This window comes from Amycolatopsis pretoriensis, assembly GCF_900107925.1.
Classification (GTDB): domain Bacteria; phylum Actinomycetota; class Actinomycetes; order Mycobacteriales; family Pseudonocardiaceae; genus Amycolatopsis; species Amycolatopsis pretoriensis.
On the sequence record NZ_FNUJ01000005.1, the window covers coordinates 374,068 to 395,406 of the forward strand.

General features: G+C 70.0%; 21 protein-coding genes and 1 tRNA gene. 10 read left to right on the forward strand and 12 right to left on the reverse strand.

Annotation, left to right across the window (positions count from 1 at the left end; genetic code table 11):
* Positions 1-10: 10 nt before the first annotated feature.
* Both BLV96_RS23515 and BLV96_RS23520 read right to left on the reverse strand, forming a co-directional pair.
* Entirely contained in the window at positions 11-2,020 is a 2,010-nt protein-coding gene (locus BLV96_RS23515) for an NADPH-dependent 2,4-dienoyl-CoA reductase (RefSeq protein WP_086673590.1), read from the reverse strand.
* Positions 2,020-2,562, reverse strand: a complete 543-nt coding sequence (locus BLV96_RS23520; protein ID WP_086673592.1) for a PadR family transcriptional regulator — start codon at positions 2,560-2,562, stop codon at positions 2,020-2,022. The genes BLV96_RS23515 and BLV96_RS23520 overlap by 1 nt, the downstream gene beginning before the upstream one ends.
* A 104-nt stretch (positions 2,563-2,666) precedes the next feature.
* On the opposite strand from BLV96_RS23520, the gene BLV96_RS23525 reads away from it, so the two are divergent.
* A complete protein-coding gene (locus BLV96_RS23525; protein ID WP_244180419.1) occupies positions 2,667-3,605 on the forward strand; it encodes a patatin-like phospholipase family protein in 939 nt (312 codons plus the stop codon).
* Here the strand turns inward: BLV96_RS23525 and BLV96_RS23530 are convergent.
* Both BLV96_RS23530 and BLV96_RS23535 read right to left on the reverse strand, forming a co-directional pair.
* Positions 3,602-4,444, reverse strand: coding sequence for an SAM-dependent methyltransferase (locus BLV96_RS23530; RefSeq protein ID WP_086673596.1), 843 nt, complete (start codon positions 4,442-4,444; stop codon positions 3,602-3,604). The genes BLV96_RS23525 and BLV96_RS23530 overlap by 4 nt on opposite strands.
* Positions 4,441-4,890, reverse strand: a complete 450-nt coding sequence (locus BLV96_RS23535; protein WP_086673598.1) for a MarR family winged helix-turn-helix transcriptional regulator — start codon at positions 4,888-4,890, stop codon at positions 4,441-4,443. The genes BLV96_RS23530 and BLV96_RS23535 overlap by 4 nt, the downstream gene beginning before the upstream one ends.
* Positions 4,891-5,040: 150 nt before the next feature.
* Between BLV96_RS23535 and BLV96_RS23540 the strand changes: the two genes are divergently transcribed.
* Entirely contained in the window at positions 5,041-6,003 is a 963-nt protein-coding gene (locus BLV96_RS23540; protein WP_086673600.1) for an alpha/beta hydrolase, read from the forward strand.
* A 146-nt stretch (positions 6,004-6,149) separates the two neighbouring features.
* Complete coding sequence (locus tag BLV96_RS23545) at positions 6,150-7,358, forward strand: alpha/beta hydrolase (RefSeq protein ID WP_086673602.1); 1,209 nt, start codon at positions 6,150-6,152, stop codon at positions 7,356-7,358.
* Positions 7,359-7,401: 43 nt separating this feature from the next.
* Here BLV96_RS23545 and BLV96_RS23550 read toward each other — a convergent pair whose 3' ends face one another.
* Positions 7,402-8,292 (reverse strand): serine hydrolase, encoded by an 891-nt coding sequence (locus BLV96_RS23550; protein WP_086673604.1) that lies wholly within the window; start codon positions 8,290-8,292, stop codon positions 7,402-7,404.
* Positions 8,293-8,482: 190 nt separating this feature from the next.
* On the opposite strand from BLV96_RS23550, the gene BLV96_RS23555 reads away from it, so the two are divergent.
* Positions 8,483-9,151, forward strand: coding sequence for a DUF4383 domain-containing protein (locus BLV96_RS23555; protein ID WP_086673606.1), 669 nt, complete (start codon positions 8,483-8,485; stop codon positions 9,149-9,151).
* A gap of 11 nt (positions 9,152-9,162) precedes the next feature.
* On the opposite strand, the gene BLV96_RS23560 is transcribed toward BLV96_RS23555, so the two are convergent.
* Positions 9,163-10,155, reverse strand: coding sequence for an SCO0930 family lipoprotein (locus BLV96_RS23560; protein ID WP_086673609.1), 993 nt, complete (start codon positions 10,153-10,155; stop codon positions 9,163-9,165).
* Positions 10,156-10,273: 118 nt separating this feature from the next.
* The gene (locus tag BLV96_RS23565) at positions 10,274-11,692 is read right to left on the reverse strand and encodes a nitrosuccinate lyase (RefSeq protein ID WP_167379706.1); all 1,419 of its coding nucleotides are present in this window, start codon (positions 11,690-11,692) and stop codon (positions 10,274-10,276) included.
* A 68-nt stretch (positions 11,693-11,760) separates the two neighbouring features.
* On the opposite strand from BLV96_RS23565, the gene BLV96_RS23570 reads away from it, so the two are divergent.
* Positions 11,761-12,411: a TMEM175 family protein gene (locus tag BLV96_RS23570; protein ID WP_086673613.1), complete on the forward strand. Its 651-nt coding sequence runs from the start codon at positions 11,761-11,763 to the stop codon at positions 12,409-12,411.
* 4 nt (positions 12,412-12,415) lie between these two features.
* Here the strand turns inward: BLV96_RS23570 and BLV96_RS23575 are convergent, their stop codons facing one another.
* Complete coding sequence (locus BLV96_RS23575) at positions 12,416-12,958, reverse strand: DinB family protein (protein WP_086673615.1); 543 nt, start codon at positions 12,956-12,958, stop codon at positions 12,416-12,418.
* Between the two features lie 214 nt (positions 12,959-13,172).
* Between BLV96_RS23575 and BLV96_RS23580 the strand changes: the two genes are divergently transcribed.
* Positions 13,173-14,018 (forward strand): COG1361 family protein, encoded by an 846-nt coding sequence (locus BLV96_RS23580; RefSeq protein ID WP_208608304.1) that lies wholly within the window; start codon positions 13,173-13,175, stop codon positions 14,016-14,018.
* 7 nt (positions 14,019-14,025) lie between these two features.
* Here the strand turns inward: BLV96_RS23580 and BLV96_RS23585 are convergent, their stop codons facing one another.
* Entirely contained in the window at positions 14,026-14,562 is a 537-nt protein-coding gene (locus BLV96_RS23585; RefSeq protein ID WP_086673619.1) for an AAA family ATPase, read from the reverse strand.
* Between the two features lie 77 nt (positions 14,563-14,639).
* Here BLV96_RS23585 and BLV96_RS23590 point away from each other — a divergent pair.
* From BLV96_RS23590 to BLV96_RS23600, 3 genes are all read left to right on the forward strand, one after another.
* Positions 14,640-14,715, forward strand: a tRNA-Lys gene (locus BLV96_RS23590).
* A gap of 38 nt (positions 14,716-14,753) precedes the next feature.
* The gene (locus BLV96_RS23595; protein WP_086673643.1) at positions 14,754-15,254 is read left to right on the forward strand and encodes a SixA phosphatase family protein; all 501 of its coding nucleotides are present in this window, start codon (positions 14,754-14,756) and stop codon (positions 15,252-15,254) included.
* Positions 15,255-15,344: 90 nt separating this feature from the next.
* Positions 15,345-16,640, forward strand: coding sequence for an alginate lyase family protein (locus BLV96_RS23600; RefSeq protein ID WP_086673622.1), 1,296 nt, complete (start codon positions 15,345-15,347; stop codon positions 16,638-16,640).
* Positions 16,641-16,687: 47 nt separating this feature from the next.
* Here BLV96_RS23600 and BLV96_RS23605 read toward each other — a convergent pair whose 3' ends face one another.
* From BLV96_RS23605 to BLV96_RS23615, 3 genes are all read right to left on the reverse strand, one after another.
* Positions 16,688-17,404 carry a S1 family peptidase gene (locus BLV96_RS23605; RefSeq protein ID WP_086673645.1) on the reverse strand — a complete coding sequence of 239 codons (717 nt, stop codon included), beginning with the start codon at positions 17,402-17,404 and terminating at the stop codon, positions 16,688-16,690.
* A gap of 163 nt (positions 17,405-17,567) precedes the next feature.
* Positions 17,568-17,936: a hypothetical protein gene (locus tag BLV96_RS23610; RefSeq protein WP_086673624.1), complete on the reverse strand. Its 369-nt coding sequence runs from the start codon at positions 17,934-17,936 to the stop codon at positions 17,568-17,570.
* A 22-nt stretch (positions 17,937-17,958) separates the two neighbouring features.
* Positions 17,959-18,324: a hypothetical protein gene (locus tag BLV96_RS23615; protein ID WP_086673626.1), complete on the reverse strand. Its 366-nt coding sequence runs from the start codon at positions 18,322-18,324 to the stop codon at positions 17,959-17,961.
* Positions 18,325-18,774: 450 nt separating this feature from the next.
* Here BLV96_RS23615 and lanKC point away from each other — a divergent pair, with 450 nt between their 5' ends.
* Positions 18,775-21,339 carry a class III lanthionine synthetase LanKC gene (gene lanKC, locus BLV96_RS23620; RefSeq protein WP_086673628.1) on the forward strand — a complete coding sequence of 855 codons (2,565 nt, stop codon included), beginning with the start codon at positions 18,775-18,777 and terminating at the stop codon, positions 21,337-21,339.

Below are 21,339 nucleotides of genomic sequence, written 5' to 3' on the forward strand. Positions count from 1 at the left end.
GCATTCGGTGCTACAGCGCGGCGGCGAGCCTCGTTCCCTGGTCGATCGCGCGTTTCGCGTCGAGTTCCGCGGCGACGTCGGCCCCGCCGATCAGGTGCACCGGCAGGTCCGCGGGCAGCGCGTCGGCGAGGTCGCGCACGGGTTCCTGACCGGCGCAGACGACGACCGTGTCGACTTCCAGCAGCCGCGGGGCGCCGTCGACGGTGAGGTGCAGGCCGGCGTCGTCGATCTTCTCGTAGGTCACGCCGGTGATCTGCTCGACCCGCTTGGCCTTGAGCGCGGCCCGGTGCACCCAGCCCGAGGTCTTGCCGAGCCCGGAACCGATCCCGGACTTCTTCCGCTGCAGCAGGTACACCCGCCGCGGCGACGGCTCGGGCTTCGGCGTCCCGAGTCCGCCGGCCGCGTGTTCCGGGTCGGTGACACCCCACTCGGTCATCCACGCGTCGAGGTCGAGTGCCGGCGAGTCCGCGTGCGTGAGGAATTCGCTGACGTCGACGCCGATCCCGCCCGCCCCGATGACGGCGACCCGCTCACCGACCGGCTTGCCGTGCTTCACGACGTCGACGTACGAGAGGACCTTGGGGTGGTCGATCCCGGGCAGCGCCGGCACGCGCGGCGCGACGCCGGTGGCCAGCACGACCTCGTCGAACCCGGTGAGCTCGGCCGCGGACACGCGCTTTCCGAGGTGCAGCTTCACGCCGGTGACTTCGAGGCGCCGCCGGTAGTAGCGGATCGTCTCGGCGAACTCCTCCTTGCCGGGGATCTTGCGCGCGATGCCGAACTGGCCGCCGATCTCGTCGTCGGCTTCGAACAGCTCGACGCTGTGGCCGCGTTCGGCGAGCGCGGTCGCCGCGGCCAACCCGGCGGGCCCCGCGCCGACGACGGCGACGTGCTTCGACCGCCGCGTGGGGAGGAGCGTCAGCTTGGTTTCGTGGCCGGCGCGCGGGTTCACCATGCAGGACACGAGCTTGCGCTTGAACGCGTGGTCGAGGCAGGCCTGGTTGCAGGCGATGCAGGTGTTGATCTCGTCCTCGCGGCCGGTCTCGGCCTTGCGGATCCACTCGGGGTCGGCGAGGAACGGCCGCGCCATCGACACGAGGTCGGCGTCGCCGCTGCTCAGGGCTTCCTCGGCGACCTGCGGCATGTTGATCCGGTTCGAGGTGACGACCGGGATGGTGACGTGCGGCTTGAGCTTCCCGGTGACCCAGGTGAACGCGGCGCGCGGCACCGACGTCACGATCGTCGGCACGCGGGCCTCGTGCCAGCCGATACCGGTGTTGATGATCGTCGCGCCGGCCGCCTCGACTTCTCGGGCGAGCGCGACGACGTCGTCCCAGCTCTGCCCGCCCGGCACGAGGTCGAGCATCGAGAGCCGGTAGACGATGATGAAGTCGTCGCCGACCTTTTGCCTGGTGCGCTTGACGATTTCGACGGCGAACCTTCGTCGCTTCTCCGGCGTGCCGCCCCAGGCGTCGGTGCGCCTGTTGGTGCGCTCGGCCAGGAACTGGTTGATCAGGTAGCCCTCGGAGCCCATGATCTCGACGCCGTCGTAGCCCGCTTCGCGCGCGAGAGCCGCGCAGTTCGCGAAAGCGTTGATCTGCTGCTTGACGCCGTACCCGGTGAGGCCACGCGGGCGGAAGGGGTTGATCGGCGCCTTGATGCTCGACGCGGACACGCTCAGCGGGTGGTAGGCGTACCTCCCCGCGTGCAGGACCTGCAGTGCGATCTTGCCGCCGGCGTCGTGGACGGGCGCGGTGAGCTGCCGGTGCTGCTTCGCTTCGGCCGACGTCGTCAGCTTGGACGCGAGCGGCAGCAGCCAGCCGGTCTTGTTCGGCGCGAAACCGCCGGTGACGATCAGGCCGACACCGCCGCGAGCGCGTTCCGCGTAGTACTCGGCGAGCTCGGGGAAGTGCGCGGCCTTGTCCTCGAGGCCGGTGTGCATCGACCCCATCAGGACGCGGTTGCGCAGCGTCGTGAAGCCGAGGTCGAGCGGGGACAGCAGGTTCGGGTACGGGGTCATCAGGCGTCCTTGGGGTGGTGGAGGGCGGCGAGGACTTCGTCGAACCACTCGACCTGGCCCTCTTCGACGCGGATGCCGCCGCGCAGGACCAGGTACTGGTGCAGGTGCCGGCCGTGCAGGCCCGCGGGCGACGGGAAGTCGCGCTTTTCGATCTGGCGGTAGACGTCGAGGCGTTCGGCGTGCGCGGCCCGGTGCCGGACGATCTCTTCGGCGACCATCGCGGGGTCGCCGAAGGTGGCGCCGCGGATCTTCACGGCGAGTTCCACGGGCCCGGCACTCGGATCGGGCTCGGCCAGCCAGCGGACGAGTTCGGCCTGGCCGGCGTCGCTGACCGTGTAGACCTTCTTGTCCGGCCGCCCCGACTGCGCGACGACGTCCACGGCGACCCAGCCGGCCTCTTCCATCCGCTTCAGAACGCGGTAGATCTGCTGGTGGGTGGCGCTCCAGAAGAGCCCGATCGACTTCTCGAACCGGCGCGTGAGCTCGTAGCCCGAGCCGGCCCGCTCGGACAGCGAGACGAGGATCGCGTGCTCCAGTGCCATGCTCGCACTGTCCTATGCAACTAGTTGCAGTGCAACGAGGCGCGCATCACTTCACCCCCTCGGGTGGGGCAAATCGGGTCGACTGCGCGCGGGAAATGACCAGGATGGGAAGGGTGCACCCGGTACTCGAACTGATCTCCGAACGGATGGCGGCGGGCAGTGTCCCGGGAGAACGCACCGACGGCCGGCGCCTCGCGCTCGCCATCGAAGGCGGCAGCAGCCGCGGCACGTACTCCAGCGGCATGGTCCTGGCGCTCGACGAACTCGGCGTCACCCCCGCGTTCGACGCGGTCTACGGCTCCTCGGCCGGCGCGCTGAACGGCGCGTGGCTGCTCTGCGGCCGCTCCTCGACCGGCGTCCGCACCTGGTGGAACCCGGTCGTCATGCGCCGGATCATCAACCCCCTGCACACCCTGCGCGGCCGCGCGGTGATCGACCTCGAATACCTCGTCCACCAGGTCTATTCGGTGCTGGAACCGATGGACTTCCCGGCGATCCTGGCCAACCCGGTGACCTTCCACCCCCTCGCCACCGACGCCGACACGGGCGAGTCGACCGACCTGCACCCCTTTCTGGACGACGTCGCCGCGATCAAGATCGCGCTCGCGGCGTCGTCGTGCATGCCGGTACTGGCCGGCCCCCCGATCCCCCTATCCGGCCGCCGGTTCGTCGACGCGGGCGTCGCCGAGCCGATCCCGTACCGGACCGCGCTGGCCCAGGACGCGACCGACGTCCTCGTGCTGCGCACCCGCCGCGCCGACGAACTGCCGCTGCCGCCGCCGCGCGCCTACGACGTCGTCGTCCCGCGGTTCCTTCGCCGCCAGGCCCCAGGCGCGATCCCGGCGTGGCGCGACACCTACCGCCGAGACGTCGAAGACGAGGAGATCCTGGCGTCGGACCCGCGGATCCTGAGCGTCCGGCCGCCCGACGGGGCACCGGACGTGGCAGTGCTGGAGCGCGACCCCGAGGTGCTGCGCAAGGCCGTCGACCTGGGCAAGAGCGCGGTCCTCGACGTGCTGGAAGGCCTGCGCGAAGCCTCCTAGGGCTTGCGCGCGACGCCGCCGATGACCCGCGACTCCGACGGCGACCCGGCGAACACGGTCTGCTCGTCCGGGTGCCACGCCGGCGCGTAGACCAGCCCCGGTTCGAGCATCGGCCAGCCGCCGAAGAAGCGTTCGAACTCGCTCAACGTCCGCAGGAAACCCGGGTTCGTCGTGGTCTCGTAGTACTCGAGCAGGTCGACCAGGGCCTGCCGCTCGTCGTCGTTGACCGGGTTCTCGTTCGTCATCTGCGACAGCACCAGCAGCGAGCCCGACGGCAGCCGGTCGCGGTAGTAGGCCAGCAGCTCGTCCGGGTGCTGCTCGTCCTTGATGAAGTGCATGACGGCGTTGATCACCAGCGCGACCGGCTCGCGCACGTCGATGACGTCGGAAGCCGTGACGCGGTCCCAGAGGTCTTCGGGCTGCAGGAAGTCCGCGGCGATGGCGTGGTGGCGCTCGGGATCGGCGGTGTCGGCGAGCAGCAGCGTCGAGTGCGCGAGCGCGATGGGCTCGTTGTCGATGTAGAGCACGCGCGTGTCGAGCTCGTCGCGCTCTTCGTCGGCGATCTCGTGGACGTTGCCGGCGGTCGGCAGGCCGGAGCCGATGTCGACGAACTGCCGGATGCCTTCACGGACGCATTGCCGCACCGCGCGGCCGAGAAACTGCCGGCTCGTCTTGCAGTACTCGCCCATGAGCGGCAGCCGGTCGCGGACCTTCTCGGCGAACTCGCGGTCGATCGCGTAGTGGGTGTTCCCGCCGATGAAGTAGTCGTAGATCCGCGCCGCGGACGGCCGGTCGAGGCTGCTCTCGACGGCCTTCAGCGCGTCGTCGTGGTTGATCATGCCGGTGCCGTGGCCTCTCGGTAGGCGTTCACCGACTCTGTCAGGCGGTCGAGTTCGGCGCGCAGCCGGGCCACCCCGGCGTCGTCGAGGCTCATCGCCGTCCCGATCACGTCGGGGATGCCTTCCGCCTTCTCGCGCAACGCTTTCCCGGTGTCGCTCAGGCTGACGCGGACCGAGCGTTCGTCGTCGGCCTGGCGGTTGCGGAGCACCAGGCCCGCGGTCTGCAGCCGCTTCAGCAGCGGCGAGAGCGTGCCCGAGTCGAGGTTCAGCTCGGCGCCGAGCTCCTTCACCAGGCGGTGGTCCCGCTCCCAAAGCGCGAGCATGACCAGGTACTGGGGGTAGGTCAGGTCGAGGTCTTCCAGGACGACCCGGTACAGCGACGTCACCGCGCGCGACGCCGAGTACAGCCCGAAGCAGAGCTGGTCGTCCAGCCGCAGCGATGCCATGGCGTCCTCCTCTCTCGTAACACTCCATGGTTCCCGACATCGTGCTGCGTGGCAACTTAAGTGCCCTGTATCTCATTGAGCGTCATTCAGTTGTGCACAACTGAGTTGCGAGCTACTTTGGTGACACCAGTTCGAACCGAGGAGGACGACATGACCGCCAACCCGCACAACCTGGCCCTCGAACCGGCCGCGCAGGCGTTCGCCGAGGCCACCGACCAGCCGCCGTACCTGTTCCAGCTGGAGCCGGCCGAGGGACGCAAGGCCGTCGGCGGCGTCCAGGACGGCGACGTCGCCATGGCCGACGCGTCGATCGAGGTGCTGCGGGTCCCGGGCGGGCCGACCGGCGAGGTCGAGACGCGGATCGTGCGTCCGGCCGGCGTTTCCGGACCCCTGCCGGTGATCCTCTACATCCACGGCGCCGGCTGGGTCTTCGGCGACTTCCACACCCACGAGCGGCTCGTGCGCGAACTCGCCGCCGGCGTCGGCGCGGCCGTCGTCTTCCCCGAGTACGACCGCTCGCCGGAGGCGCGCTACCCGGTCGCCATCGAGCAGAGCTACGCCGTCGCGAAGTGGGTCGCTTCGGAGGGCGCTTCGCAGGGTCTGGACGCTTCGCGCATCGCGATCGCCGGCGACTCGGTCGGCGGGAACATGACCGCGGCGCTGACCATCCTGGCCAAGCAGCGCGGCGACGTCACCTTCAAGCAGCAGGTGCTCTTCTACCCGGTCACCGACGCGAACTTCGACACCGAGTCGTACCTGAAGTTCGCCGAGGGCTACTTCCTCGGCCGCGAAGGCATGAAGTGGTTCTGGGACCAGTACACGACCGACCCCGCCCAGCGTGCGGAGATCACGGCGTCGCCGCTGCGCGCGTCGCTCGAGGAGCTGGCCGGGTTGCCGCCGGCGCTGGTGATCACCGGCGAGGCCGACGTGCTTCGCGACGAAGGTGAGGCGTACGCGGCGAAGCTGCGTCAGGCCGGAGTGCCCGTCACGGCCGTGCGGTACCAGGGGATCATCCACGACTTCGTGATGGTCAACGCGCTTCGCGAGACCCACGCCGCCGAGGCCGCGATCACGCAGGCCATCACCGTGCTGACCCGCGCTTTGGCTAAATAACTGAGAAATCGCTGAGTACGCCGCACGTTGCGGCCCTATGACGCAACTCACAGGGCCGCAACGTGCATGCCCGGTCAAACGTGATATATACGCGAGTCCGGGGGGTTCCGGGTGCGCATTCACCGCCCGCCCGGAAGGACCGTCCCATGAACTTGAGCAGCATCCGGCTCGATTCGCCGGTCAACATGATCGTGGTGGTCGTGCTGACGCTGCTCGCGATCATCGCGGTCCCGTGGTTCTGGGACCGCTGGAAGCGCAAGCGGTTGTGGCGCAGCGCCACGATCCTGCTCGCGGTCGTGCTGCTGGTCCTGACGACCGGCATGGCGGGCAACCTGATCGGCGGGTTCTTCCCGACGGTCGGCTCGCTGCTCGGCACCGGCGCGTACGCCGGCCAGGGCACCGACGCGGAGGCGTCGCAGAACGGCGAAGACCTCGAAAAGCTGCGCGACACGGGGGTCGCGCACGCGAAGGAGGGCAAGGGCACGGTCGTCCACATGAAGGTGACGGGCCGGCGCACCAAGCTGACCCGCGACGTCACGGTGTACCTGCCCCCGCAGTACTTCGACGCGGCGTACAAGGAACTGCGCTTCCCGTCGATCGAGTGGATCCCGAACTACCCGTCCGGCCCCGAGGTCTTCACCAGCGGCTACCACATGCCGGAGCAGCTCGACACGGCGATCGCCCGGCACGTCTTGCCGCCGACCGTGGTGATCGTCCCGGACCCGACGGGTGTCCCGAAGGTCGGCCACGACACGGAATGCGTCGACGAGGTCGGCGGAACGGCCAACGACACGTACCTGACGGCGGACCTGCGCGACTGGGCCCTGCAGAAGCTGGGCGTGTCGGCGAACCGCCGCGCGTGGACGATCGCGGGCTGGTCCTCGGGCGGCTACTGCGCGATGAACCTCGTGACGCGCCACCCCCAGTGGTACGGCCAGGCGGTCAGCGTCAGCGGCTACGACAAGGCCCAGGTCGACGCGGAGACCGAAGACCTGTTCCACGGCCGTCAGGACATCAACGACGCCAACAACGTCCGCGTGAACGTCCGCCTCCACCCGTCGCCGGTGGAAATCCTGGCGATTTCGGGGGACAAGGAGAAGTACGAGAGCTTCGCGATCGACCAGATCCGCGCGGCGGCCAAGCCCCCGGTGCAGTTTTCGTCGTGGCGGGTGACGGACGCGGGGCACAACATGAACACGTTCAAGTCGCAGATCCCGGACGTCCTGGCGTGGATCGGGGCGCACGCGTCATCGCCGGCCCCGGCCGGGCGACAGGTCGAGACCACCGGCGGGGTGCTGCCGTGGCCGCTGCCGAAGTCCGGTGCGCACGGGGCGCTGGCGGACACGGACCAGTAGCGGTGGGGCGGGCCGCACGCCGAGCCGCTGCCCATGCCGCCGCTCAGCCCAGCAGGGCCGAAACCACCGCCGTCACGCGCTTCGAAGCCGTCGCGTAGTCCGTCGAAGCCGGGTGCTCGCTCAGCACCACCACGATGTACCGGCTGTCGTCGCCGACCACCCCGGACGTGTGCAGCATCCGCGTCGGCATGCAACACGACCAGCCCTGCTTCACCGCCCACGGCCGGCCGTGGGCCGCGTCCGGAATGCCGAAGTACTGCCGGAAGCCGTCCGAACCCCGCTCGGTCGCGGCGCGCAACGCGGCCATGATCGAGCCGGGCGCGTGCGCCAGCACGTACTGGTAGATCTTCACGACGTCCTTCGCGGTGATCCGCGTGTCGCCCCACCGCCCCGGATCCGCGGGCGCCCGGGTGCCGGTGAGGCCGATCTTCTTGGCCCAGCCCGTCACGATCGCCGGCCCGCCGTAGGCGGACCAGAACCGGCTCGCGAGGTCGTCGTCGCTGCGGGACAGCATCCGCTGCACGTCCGCCACGGGGCCGCCGCGGTCCAGCACCGCCAACGCGATCAGCAGCTTCACCAGCGACGCCGAGGTGTACGCGCGATCGGCGTGCACCGAGACGATCGCCGCGCCGCGCTGCCGGTCGAACACGACGGCGCTGACCTCGCCGCTGCCCACCAGCCGGTCCAGCTCGGCGGCGTCCACCTTGGACGGTGGCTCGTCCTTCGGCGTCTCCTTGGGTGTTTCCTTGGGCGTCGTCGACGGCGTCGGCGTCGGTTCGGGAGTCGCGCTCGCCGATTCCGACATCGTTGTCAGCGCTTCTGTGACCGCGATCGCTTTGGGCGGCTGAGCCGGCCCGTGACCGATCGTGATCGCGACCGCGCCGATCGCCCCCACGCACAGTCCCACCAGGAAGATGCCGCTCAGCTTGCGCATGTTCCGGATTGCCGGGAGCGAGCTCCGGCGTTCCCCGGATCGGGTGACTTTGTGGGATAGGTCTCGAACCGGCCCGGATCCGGGAACGCCCCGGGGGCCTGCGGGCAAGCACCGTCGTTTCGCTGCCCGTGTTCGCGGGGTACCTGTGTGCGGTGACGATCGTCACCACACTCTGGGAAGGACTGGAGTCATGACTCACGCGAAAGGCGCACGCATCCGGGTTCGCGGCCTGCAGCCGGCGCAGGTGCTGGCCGGGTTGGCCGGGATCGCGTTCCTCGTCGTCGGCATCATCGGGTTCACCAGGACCGGGGTCGGGAACTTCGCCGGCCACCACGACGCCGGGTTCTGGCGGTTCTCCGGCAACCCGCTCATGAGCCTGGTCCGCGTCGTGACCGGCGTCGTCGGCCTGCTGCTGGCGTTCGGTTCGGGCCGCGCCCGGACGTTCGGCTGGCTGCTCTTCCTCTTCTACGGCGCCCTGTTCGTGTGGGGCCTGATGATCGACGGCACCATTTCGACCAACCCGTTCGCCAACGCCGGCAACCCGATGGACATGGGCCGCGCCGACACCTGGCTGCACCTCGGCGTCGCCGCGCTCGGTCTGCTGATCGCCGTCCTGCCGGCCCGCCGCGTCATCCACGTCCCCGAGGACGAGGTCGTCGACGAGCCGACGGTCGTCGAGCAGCGCACCGACCGCGCTGTCGACGCCGACCGCGTCGCCGCCACGGACCGCACCGCGGACACCGACCGCGTCGTGACTTCCGACGAGCGTCCGCGCCGCCGGTCGTTCCTGCGTCGTGACCACAACGAGCGAGGCCCGGAGGTCGCTCGTGAAGAGCGTCCGCCGGGCCTCGCCCACTAGATCGTGCCGGTTCAGTAGGTCGTACCACCGGAGCCGGAGTTGTTGCTGCTCCCAGCGCCACTGTCAGCCGCCGGAGCCTGGTTGGCGGTGGAGCTGGGGGTGGTACCGACCTTGCAGCCGTTGGGCTCGATGACGAACCAGGTGCCGTTGACGCCCATGCCGTTCGCGTCGCCCGGCTTCAGGTCCTTCGAGAAGGTGTAGACCGGCCAGCCGCCGATGGTGACCTGCTCGGTGCCGTCGGAACGCTTGATGCTGCCGAGGAGCTTCGAGTCGATGCCCTGCAGCTCGACCTTGCCGTTGGAGAGGACCGGCGGCCAGGTCTTGGCGCAGTCGCCGTTGCAGGCGGACGTCTTGGCCTTCTTGGTGTCCTTCTGGAACAGGTAGAGGGTCATGCCGTTCTGGTCGACGATCGCCTCGCCGAGCCCGTCGATGTTGCTGGCGCTCAGCTTCACGACGCCGGCTTCGCTCGCGGCCTGCCCGGCCTTGCCGCCCTTGGCGTTGGCGGCGTACCAGGCGCCGCCGACGCCCTGGCCGGTCGCGTCACCGGCCTTGGTGTCCTTGGCGTAGCGGTAGAGCGCCCACCCGCCGACGGTGACCTGCTCGGTGCCGTCGGAGCGCGTCACCTTCCCGACGAGGTTCCGGTCGATGCCCTGCACCTGAACGTCCCCGGTGGCCAGCACCGGCGGCCAGGTCTTGGCGCAGTCACCGTCGCAATTGGACTTCGGCGGCTTGGCCGTGTCCTTGTCGAACCGGTAGAGGGTCATGCCGTTCTGGTCGGTGATCACCTGTCCGACGCTCGCGACGTCCGCGACGACGAGTTTCGACTCGTTCGACGCCGGGGCGGCGTTCCCGACCTGTCCGTTGGCGATCTGGCCGCCGCCGGTGCCACCCGCCGCTGCGGGGGCGATGACCGGCTGAGCAGTTTCGGCACCCGAGCAAGCGGTGAGCACTGCCAGCCCGGCTGCCGCCGCGGCGACGGAGACGGCGATGCGCGTGCGAAGCATGGAAGTTCTCCTTGTGTCCGTTGGGGTTTCCCGCCGCTCGGTGCGGCTGCCTGATACCCACTACACGGACCCCCGCCGGGGGCGGTTCAAAGAATTTTCGCCGCGGGTTCGCCCCAGGTCAGAAGGTGTCGCCCAACGCCCGGTCGACGAGCGCCCCCGCGGCCCCGGTGTAGCCGGCGGGGTCCAGGAGCGCGTCCAGTGCCGCCGGCGTGAGGACATCGGTGATGGCGGGCAGCTCGTCGAGCACGTTCCGCAGCGGCCGGTCCTCGCGGACAGCGCGTTGCGACGCCTCGCCGAGCAGCTCCTTGGCCTTCGCCTTGCCGAGCAGCGGCGCGAGCACGGCGGAGAGCCGTTCGGAGACGATCAGCCCGTGCGTCGAAGCGACGTTCGCCCGCATCCGCCCGGGCTGAGCGGTGAGCCCACGCGCGAGTTCGACGGCGGTGTGCGCGGCACCGCCGGTCAACCGGAGGCACTCGCGGACGAGCTGCCATTCGGCGTGCCAGACACCGGCCGAGCGTTCGTCTTCGGTCAGCATCGACTGCGTGACGCCCGCGGCCAGCACGGGCACCTGCAGCGCGGCCGACCGGATCAGCGTCGCGAGCACGGGGTTCCGCTTGTGCGGCATGGCCGAGGAACCACCCCGCCCCTCGGCGGCCGGCTCGACAACCTCGCCGAGCTCAGTCCGGGTGAGCGTCGCGACGTCGACGGCCAGCTTCCCCAGGGCACCCGCGGCGAAGGCGAGCGCCCCGGCGAGGTCGGCGACGGGCGTGCGCAGCGAATGCCAAGGAAGGACGGGGGCAGCCAGCCCGGTCTCCTCGGCGAACGCGGCGACGAGCCGTTCGGCGTATGCGGGGTCGCCAGCTCCGGCGCCGTCCCCAGCCCCGGCCTGCCCAGCCTCTGCCAGCCGCGCGTACTCCACGTACGCCGCCAGCGTCCCGGCCGCGCCGCCCAGTGACACCGGCAGCCCGCCGTCCAGCACGCGCCGGACCCGGACCGCCGCGTCCAGCACCAGCTGCCGCCAGCCCGCGGCCTTGAGCCCGAACGTCGTGGGCACCGCGTGCGCCGTCAGCGTCCGGCCGGCCATCGTCGTGTCCCGGTGCTCGCGCGCCAGCCCGGCCAGCGCCTCGGCCGTCGCGTCGAGGTCGGCGACCAGCGGCCGCAGCGTCCGGTCGGCGACCAGCATCATCGCCGTGTCGAAGATGTCCTGGCTGGTCGAGCCGCGGTGCACGTACTCCGCCGCCTCGGGCGCGACCGCGTCGACGGCCGACGTCAGCGCCTTCACCAGCCCGACCACCGGGTTCGCGGTCGCCCGCGACCCCCGCGCCAGCTCGACGACGTCGATCCGCGCGCTGCCCGCGGCCTCCGTGATCGCGTCCGCGGCCCCGGACGGCACCGTTCCGAGCCGTGCCTGCGCCCGGGCGAGCGCCGCCTCGGCGTCGAGCATGGCGCGCAACCAGGCCTCGTCACCGGTCGATGCTTCGGCCGGCGTACCGGCCCGGACCGGGGACAGGAGTCCGGAATCGGGGTCGACGGTCATGGCGTCAGCATCGCACGCACCCGGCGGTGGCTGCCTTTCCGCGGCCGCGTCTGGCAGGCTCACCCGCCATGAGTAGCGCCACGTCCGAGCGAGACACCGAGGACACCGCCGGCTCCGGGACTCGCGCGTTCGCCGCCGAGCGCCTCACCTTCTTCTCCGACGCCGTCATCGCCATCGCGATCACCCTGCTCACGCTCGAGCTACCCCTGCCGGAGGGCGCCACCAGCGCCGAACTGCTGCGATCACTCGGGCACCACCGTTTCGAATACATCTCCTTCCTGATCAGCTTCGCCTTGATCGGCGGGCACTGGCGCGCCCACCACCGTCTGTTCCACCACGTCACCACCGTGCGCGCCGGGCTCCTGCGGCTCACCTTCGGCTGGCTGCCGATGATGGTGCTCATGCCCTTCGCCACGAAGGTGCTCGCCGAAGACGGCGGGTTCGAGTTCCGCTTCGTCCTGTACGCGCTCGTGCAGGTCGTCGCGCTCACGCTGTTCGTCGTGATGACCCGGCAAATCCAGCGTCACGGCCTCTGCCGCGCGGACACCCCGCCGGAGCTCTTCGGCGAGTACTACCGCGGGCTCGGCACGATGATCGCCGCCTTCGCCGTCTCGATCCCGGTGGCCTTCTTCACGCACTGGGCCTACGCGTGCTGGATCGTCGTTCCGCTCGTGGTCAACCTCCTGTTCCGGCTGCGCCGCCCGGCGGCGCGAACCTGAGCCGTCATTCGCCGGTGGCGCCGTCGATCCGTTCGCGGACCAGGTCGGCTTGGCCGATGTGGCGCGCGTACTCGCCGATCATGCGCAACATCAGCCACCGCAACGTGAACGGCTGTCCCGTGCTGATCCGCGTCCCCGTCTGATCCATCGCGCTGGCCGCGACGATCTCCCGGGAACGCGCGCATTCCGCGTGCCACAACGAAAAAGCCTCGCCGACGTCACCGTCGAGCGACGTGAAGTCCTGCTCCGGGTCGTCGTCCGAGTAGTAGAGGTTCGGGAGGTCCTCGCCCGCGAACTGGATCCGGAACCACCACCGTTCGACGCCGGTGAGGTGCCGCAGCAGGCCGTGCAGCGTCAACGTCGACGGTGGTACCGAACGTTCGGACAGCCGGGCCGGGTCCAGGCCTTCGCACTTCATCTCGAAGGTGCGCCGGTAGTAGTCGAGGCTTTCGGTCAGGGCCTGGCGCTCGTCCGCGACCGGCGTCGGGTCGGTGCGGTCGCCGGTGAGGCGGGCCGGGGCGGCCACGGGTGCGGTGTGTTCGGTCATGTGCGGAGCGTGCCACGGGGGTCCGACAATTTTCGGGCCGCCGTCGTGCCCGGTGACCCGGCAACGGCGGGAAACCCCAGTTCAGACACGGTTTCAAGAACCCGGTAACGAAAGTTCGGGTGCGGCGATCTGATCTTCGTCAGCTGCTGCGATCACCCCGTCCCCACCCCGGTCGGAGCGGCACCCCCTCGTCCGGAATCAGGAGATCACGACCATGGAGCGAACCGGTCGAAGAACCGCCGTGCTGGCCGCGTTGACCGCAGCGGCCCTCTTCGCGGCCCCCGCTGTCGCGTCCGCGGCGCCGGCCCCCAGCACGATCGAAGTCAGCGACACCTCGCTGCACGCCGGCGACACCTTCACGGTCACCGAGCAGCTGTACAACCCGACGGACTTCACCGTCACCGGCGCGAAGGCGGCGGTCTACGCCAAGGAAAAGCCGATCGTCGACCTGGTGGACCTGGTCTCCTGCGCCGGCACGATCGGCTGCGACCAGTACCTCAGCAGCTACCGCGGCGGCGTCGGCGACCTGGGCGCGGGCGAGAGCCGCACCGTGACGTTCACCCTCCGCGTGAAGGAGGACGTCACCGCCGGCCAGTTCACGCTGCAGCACCAGTTCGCGGGCGACAACTACGCGTTCGGCGTCGAGGACGGCCCAGCGGTTACGATCACCGCGGCGCCGAAGGCCGACGTCAAGGTCGCGCTGACCGCCACGCCGCGTGCCGGCCTGGTCGCGCGCGTCGACTACGTGATCACGGTGTCGAACACCGGCCCGGCGTCCGCGACGGGCGTCCGCGTGACGGCCAACGCGGGTACGGGCCGCACGATCACGTCGGTGACCGGCTGCACCCGCTCGGGCACGAGCTTGAGCTGCGCGATCGGCACGCTGGCCCCGGGAGCGTCGGCGACGGCGAAGTTCTCGTCGGAGGGCGGCTTCTTCGCGTGGGGCGCGTTCACGGCAACGGCCCAGCGCGCGGCCAGCACCCCGGCCGACCCGGCGGCGGCCAACGACACGGCGTCGAAGAAGTGCACGGCTTACACGGGTCTGTACGTGAACTGCTGAGTCCACATCAGAGCGAGTACGGCGCCGAGCGAGCTCGGCGCCGTACTGCGTTGGCGGTCTCTTCGACGGTCTGGTCGGTCGTGTCCATGACGTGCGTCTCGAGCTCACCCAGGTCGGCGAAGGCGCCGTGCATGCCCGTGAGCGGCTCGACGTCGGTGAGTTCCGTGGCATCCCTCGCGGTCCCGCGGGCAAGGGTGACGTCGAGACTCGGCCGCAGGACGACGTAGAAGAGGTCCAGACCGTCGCGCTTCGCGGCATCGCGGAACGGGTCGAGCGCCCACGGCCCGACGACGCCGTCGAGAACGACGTCATAGCCCCCGCGGGCATAGCCACAGGCGGCCTCGGCGATAACCCCGAGCACGACGTCGTTCTGCCGCGCGGACTCGGGCAGGTAGGGCGGGACGAACCCGGTCCGGATCCAGACGTAGAAGCTGTCGGTGTGCAGGTGAACAGTGGGTCGCGGAGCATGTTCGGTGACGAGCCGCGCAACGGTGGACTTCCCGGCCCCGGGCGGGCCGGTGAGGATCAGCAGCGAACCGGACATGCGGCCATCATGCTCGACGGCGTCAGCCGGACCCGGTGTGCGGGTGGGTGCGGGGGTGCTGGCTAGACTTGGGGTGCGGGCCGTTAGCTCAATTGGTAGAGCTGCGGACTTTTAATCCGTAGGTTCTGGGTTCGAGCCCCAGGCGGCCCACCATTCCCCGGCCTCACCGACCGGGGCGACAGGCGGTGAACATGGACGCGACCAGGCGGCTGATCGTCCTCCGGCACGCCAAGTCGGATTGGTCCGACGATCTGCCCGATCACGAACGTCCCCTGGCCCCACGCGGTATCCGCGACGCGCCCAAGCTCGGCCGGTGGCTCGTCGAACGCGGGTACGTCCCCGAGCGCGTCCTCTGCTCCACGGCTCGCCGCACGCGGGAAACCTGGGCGCGGATCAGCGAGGCGCTCCCGGAGAAGCCGCCGGTCGAATACGACGGTGATCTATACGGCGCCGGCCCCGAAGAGTTCCTCGAAGCCGCCCGCCGGATCGCGCCCGACGTCACCACGCTCGCTCTCGTCGGGCACGAACCCGGCGTCAGCGAACTCACCCTGGACCTCGCCGGCTACGGCGACGACACCCGTCTCGTCCGAGCCAAGTTCCCCACTTGCGCCGCGGCCGTTCTCGAGACCGCCGACACCTGGGCGAACCTCGGCGCCGCGCGTCTCGAAGCCTTCTTCCGTCCGCGCGACTGACTTCGGCAAGGGCATTGCCGAAGGTACGTTCACATGCGTACTCTCCATTCACTCACGGGTTTGGTGTTCATATTTGTGAATGGAGCGGACATGGTTCTCCGCCACACCGTCGTGGCCGCGCTCGCCGTAGCGGGCATCGTCACCTCGACAACGACGCCGGCCGAGGCGGCGCCCGCGTCGCACGGCTGCACCGTCCCGGTCATCGGGGCGATCTGCGCGCCGCAAACCGCCGTTCTCGACGGCAATCAGCTGCTACGCACCAAGTTCGCCGCCCTCGTCGGGGAACGCACGGCCAAGACCGCCCTCGGCAACCTGCTCAAGCAGGCCAAGACCGACCTCACCACCGGACCCTGGAGCGTCACCACCAAGAAACAGGTCTCGCCCAGCGGCGACAAGCACGACTACCTCAGCCTCGCGCCCTACTGGTGGCCCACCACGCAACCGACCGCCGAGAACCCGTGGGGCTGCCCGTTCGTGCAGAAGGACGGCCAGCGCAACCCCATCGTCGACGAGATCACCGACCACGCCTACCGCGGCGACGCCTTCGCCGCGATCTACCGGCTCGCGCTCGCCTGGTATTACACCGGCGACGCGCGCTACGCCCAGCGCGCGGCTCTCGACCTGCGTACGTGGTTCCTCGACGCGGCCACGAAGATGAACCCGAACATGAACTACGCCCAGGGCATCCCGTGCAAGGTGGACGGCCGCGGCATCGGCATCATCGAGTTCTCCTACACGCTCACCCAGGTCGTCGACGCCACCGCGATCCTCGCCACCGGCGCCCCGGGCTGGACGAACACCGACCAAGCCGGCATGACCGGCTGGTACACGCAGTTCCTGACCTGGCTGCGCACCAGCAAGAACGGCACCGACGAGGCCAAGGCCCAGAACAACCACGGCAGCTTCTACGACATGCTCGCCGCCGCGCTCGCGCTCGGCACCGGCCAGCCGGATCTGGCGAAGACGATCACCCAGGACGCCGGGCCGAACCGCATCGCGGCGCAGGTCAACGCCGACGGCTACCAGCCGGCGGAAGCCAGCCGGACGCGCAGCTGGCACTACTCCAACTTCAACCTCGTCGCCCTGACCCGGCTCGCCCAGATCGGCAAGCACGTCGGCGTCGACCTGTGGCACTACACCGCGCCCAGCGGCGCGTCGCTCTTCAAGGCCGTCGACTACCTGATCCCGGGCGCGACGACCGGGCAGTGGCCGTACCCCGAGCTGGACTTCCGGCAATACGCCGCGCTGGACGTCCTGCACGCGGCGGCCGACGCCGGCGACAAAGCCGCGCGGACGGCGTTGCCGCGCGTGCCCGTCGAACCGGGCGGTGACCTCTACCCGGTACGGCCCGCCGCGGAACAGCTCGACGACATTTCGACGTCCTGACGAAAAGGGCCCGGCCGGGAAAACGGCCGGGCCCTTTCCTGCGGGAATCAGACGCCCGCGACCTGCGAAATCCAGCTGCGATAACGCGTGATGTTCGTGTACGCCGTGTTGTTCGACCGGTCGCTCGTCGACGCGACGCCGACCTGGCGGCCGGAAGCGAACATCGGGCCGCCGGAGTCGCCGCCGGCGGTGATGCCGTTGACGCGGTTCGCGCACACCGCGACGCCGCCGGTGTAGTCGCTGCAGCCGATCGAGTTCACCCGGACCGTCGCGACCTTCAGGTACCGCGACTGGCAGTTGATCTCGGAGCCGCACTGGCTGGTCGCGCCCCAGCCGTAGACCGAGACGTTCTGGCCGACCGAGACGTCACCGACGCTGCCGAGCGGCGAGTAGGTGGCGTTCACCGAGGTCGTGAGCCGGACGATCGCCAGGTCGGCGCTGCCGTTGTAGCGCGTGATCGTCGAGCCGGTGGCCATCGTGCCGCCGCTGGACTGGTCGAGGCTGCCGATCCGGAAGGTGTACGTCCCGGAGCTGCTGACGCAGTGCTTCGCGGTCAGGATGTACTGCGGCGCGATGATCGTCGCGGTGCAGTTCTGCTGGCCGTTCACGAACAGCCGGGCCGCCCAGGGGCCGCTCGAGGCGGTGCTGCCGCCGATGATCGACGGCTGGGCCTGCGGGGTGGTCTGGGCCGCCGCGGGGCCGGCCAGGCCGACGACGGCCAGCGCGGTACTCGCGGCGAGCAGCACGAACTTCCCGAATTTCACGATCACTCCTTTTCGTGCGGAGAGCCCGCACGCGAAAGCCGGTGGGGACCGAACGAGAAGAGTGTCCGAGTTTTCGGGGAATGTCCGGAACCGACGAAAGTCCGGTGGCGTCCGTATTTATTTCGCCGAATGGACTACGTGCTGTTCCCGTAGTGTTTCGCGCTCAACCCACGGGTTGCGGCGCGGTGCGGCGCAGCCAGTAGAGGCCGACGACCGGCAGCACCAGCGGGATGAACAGGTAGCCCTCGCCGTAGACCGACCAGACCGTCGGGTGCCGGAACGCGGCGGCGTCGACCAGGCTGAGCGTGCCGATGGTCAGCACGCCGAGCAGTTCGATGGAGCAGGCGGCCAGCGCGACGCGCCACCAGGCGTCGCCGCGCTTGGCCAGCGCGATCGTCGCGACGATGTAGACGGCCGCGGCGAACGCCGAGAGCAGGTAGGCCAGCGGTGCTTCGTGGAACTTCGTGCCGATCTGGACGCCGGCCCGCGACGTCGCGGCCAGCGCGAAGATCGCGTACACGGCGACGAGCACCCGTCCGGGGCCGGAGGCCGTCCTACGCTGTTGCTCCACTCCACACCTCGTTCAGTCGCAGCACCATCACCGGGATGGCCAGGCAGGCGATGCCGAGCACGACGGTGCTCGACCGGCTCCGCTCGGCCAGCGCCCAGACGGCGCCGACGGGCAGCACGACCAGGCTGCCGATCAGGTAGGCCAGGTAGGTCGCCAGGCTGCCCGGCCGGTCGCCGCCGGCGAGCAGCACGATCCCGATCACCAGCTGGACGACCAGCAGGACCTCGACGACCGCGATCCCGATCAGGAGCGGGTTGTCCGGCAGCCGGTTGCGGGCCGACTGGACGAAGCTCCAGAGCGCGACGAGCGTGGCCGCCGCGGCGACCGTCACGGCGAATCCGAAGATCACCCGTTCCTCCTTCCGGTCCGCCGGCCGTCAACTTACTCCGTGGTACCGGCGGGTCCGTTCGCCGAGGGGGCCGGGGGTGGCCTGGGCCACCTGCGCCGCTCCACAATGGACAGGCCAGGCTCGACGAAGTGCCTGCGTGTCTCGTGAGTTGATCACTGGATGGGCTTGATGGCATTCTGCCAATTCGCCGCATTATTCCGCGTAATCTCTGTGTGGACCTGCGGGAATGTCGGAAAAAGCTTCGTGTTACACCCCGACAGGGTGGTTGGCGATCAGTCAAGAATCACGCTGGGTTCTACTACCGACTGGTAAGTGACCTTTTTGCCTACCTCGGATAGCCCAGTTGAACCCCCGGGTTGGCGGATAGGCGCGAGGCCGTCCGGCATGGGGGAATATTCCTCGTCCCGGAGCCGCGGCGCCCCGGGAGAACACACGAAGGGGTATCTTCCGATGGACCTGCGCTACGAAGCTTATTGCTTCGCCGACCCGTTGTTCTACGACGAACAACAGGAAATCGGTGCGCCGGTCGACGATTTCGCCCAGGCCCTGCCGATGCCGGCCGAAGGCTGGATCACCGCCGACCGCGGCGTCTGGCGGGCCCTGAGCCCCGCGGGCCGCCGGCTTCCGGGGCAGGGCTGGAAGATTCACGTTTCCGCTGGTCTGGACAACGCGCGGCGCGTGCTCGTGCAGGTGCACGAGTACTGTATCGAGCACTTGATCTCCTACAAGCACCTCCGCTCGCCCATGATCCTGCTCGCCCGGAATTCGAAATACGCTCCCCGTGACGGCAGCGCCAAGCTGATCACCATTTACCCGGCTGACGAGGACGAGCTGGAGCGTGTTCTGGAAGATCTGGCGGACCGGCTCGAGGGCGAGCACGGCGCCTATATCCTCAGCGACCTCCGATACGGCGACGGCCCGCTGTACGTCCGTTACGGCGGATTCGCCGAACAGTGGGTGGAGCACGACGGCAACCGCGTCCTGGCGATCCGCAAACCGGACGGCACGCTCGTGCCGGACAAGCGGGAACCGACGTTCTCCGTCCCCGACTGGGTGAAGATTCCGGCCTGTCTGCAGAGCAGCGTCGCCGCACGTAAGAGCGGCGACCCGGACCAGTTCCCCTACCGGGTGACGCGCTCCTTGCACTTCTCGAACGGTGGCGGCGTCTACCTCGCCGACCCCAAGGCGGGCGGCGAGGAGGTCGTCCTCAAGGAAGCGCGGCCGCACGCCGGCCTCGACAAGGCGCGCATCGACGCCGTCGAACGGCTGCGCCGCGAGCACGAGGTGCTCGACCGGCTGGCCGACGTCCCCGGCGTGCCGCGGGTGTTCGAGCACTTCACGGTCTGGGAGCACCACTACCTGGCCATGGAGTACATGCCGGGCAACTCGCTGGGCAACTGGCTGGCCCGCAACTACCCGCTGACCAGGCGCGGAACGACGGACGCCGACCTCACCGCGTACGCCAAGCGCGCGTTGGATGTCGTCGCTCGCGTCGAGCGGACGGTCGAGGCGATCCACGCCCGCGGCATCGTGTTCGGCGACCTGCACCCGCTGAACATCCTCATCGACGAGGACGACGACGGCCGGATCTCCCTGATCGACTTCGAAATGGCGTTCGACGTCGAGTCCGGCGACCGCCCGGCGTTGGGCGCGCCCGGCTTCCGCGCCCCGGCCGACCGCACCGGCTTCGAGATCGACGAGCACGCGATCGCGGCGTTGCGGCTGTGGCTGTTCCTGCCGCTTTCGCAGCTGATGGAGCTCGCGCCGTCGAAGCTGCGCGGCATCGCCGACTTCGCCGAACGCCGGTTCGCGCTGCCCACGGGGTACGCGGACGCCGCAGTCGCGGTGCTGGCCCCGCGTGACGTCCCCGCGGAGCCGGCACCGGTCCACACCGAGCTCGACCAGGCGAAACCGGACTGGCCGCTGGTCCGCAAGCAGATCGCCGAAGCGATCCTGGCCAGCGCGACGCCCGAGCGCCAGGACCGGCTGTTCCCGGGCGACATCGAGCAGTTCCGGGTCGGCGGCGCCTGCTTCGGCGTCGGCGCCGCGGGCGTCCTGCACGCCCTCGACGTCATCGGCGCCGGCCGGTTCCCCGAGCACGAGCGCTGGCTGATCGATTCGGTCCGCCGTGAACCGCCGACCCGGCCCGGTTTCTTCGACGGCAGCTACGGCATCGCCTACGTCCTGGAGACCTTCGGCCACCACGCCGAGGCGACCAAGCTGCTGGCGTCGTCCGCGCGGCTCGTCGAGCAGACCACCGACCACGCCCTCGAGGGCGGCCTCGCCGGCATCGGGCTGACCATGCTGCACTTCGCGACGGTCCGCCAGGACAACGAGTTCGGCCGCCAAGCTCTGACGACGGCCGTCAGGCTGGCCGAGGCGCTGGAGACGGCGGCGCCGCCGGGCAACTTCGCCCGCGCCGGCCTGCTGTCCGGCTGGTCCGGACCGGCGCTGCTGTTCATCCGGCTCTTCGAGCGCACGGGCGAGCCGGCGTGGCTGTCCTTCGCCGACCAGGCGCTGTGCCGCGACCTGGAGGAATGCGTCGAGTCCGACGACGGCTCACTGCAGGTCCGCGACGGCGCGGCCCGCACCCTGCCCTACGCCGGCATCGGCAGCAGCGGAATCCTGCTGGTCGCCGAGCAGCTGGCCCGGCACCGCCCGGACGCCGAAGCCTGCGAGAGCCTCCCCGGCCTGCGCGAATCGTGCCGCGGCGAGTTCGTCATCCACCCCGGCCTGCTGTTCGGCCGGTGCGGGCTGGCGGTCGCGCTGAGCATGGACCCGGATCCGTCGCAGCCGATCCGCGCGGCGATCGACCTGCACCTGGCGCGGCTGGCCTGGTACGCGGTGCCGTTCAAGGGCGGCCTCGCCTTCCCCGGCAACCAGCTGCTGCGCCTGTCGATGGACGTCAAGACCGGCAGCGCGGGGATCCTCCTCGCGCTCGCCGCCCTCCTGGACGGCAAGGAGGTGCTGCCCTTCCTGGGCGGCACGCCGTCCCCCCAGACCACCGGTCGCTGA